Here is a 304-nt window from a genome sequence, read left to right as displayed (position 1 = left end):
ATTATAATTATTATAAATAAGGATAAAGGGAGGCTTCGGCCATGACTACAGCATCGTCGGTACTGCCTCGCATCAGCGGCAAAAATGCCGTCACGGAGGATTATCATCACCTGACCCATCGCAAGGAGCAGCAGACCTCGAAACGGACGCTCTGGATTACGCTGCTGCTCACCTTGTTCTTCACCATCGTCGAGGTTGTAGGCGGACTGCTCTCCAACTCGCTGGCGCTGCTCTCGGACTCGGCGCATATGATGTCGGATGTGCTGGCGCTTGGCCTGAGCATGACGGCGATTTACATGGCCGC

1 protein-coding gene is annotated in these 304 nt (G+C 54.3%); it reads left to right on the top strand.

The features are described 5' to 3' along the window. Window positions 1-41: 41 nt before the first annotated feature. Window positions 42-304: cation transporter (locus PA598K_RS35100; protein WP_185602436.1), on the top strand; the 263-nt coding region annotated here is incomplete at its 3' end.

It is taken from the genome of Paenibacillus sp. 598K (genome assembly GCF_003851045.1).
GTDB lineage: Bacteria > Bacillota > Bacilli > Paenibacillales > Paenibacillaceae > Paenibacillus_D.
The sequence above is the reverse complement of the archived record's forward strand: the minus strand, read 5'-3'. Positions and strand labels throughout refer to the sequence as shown.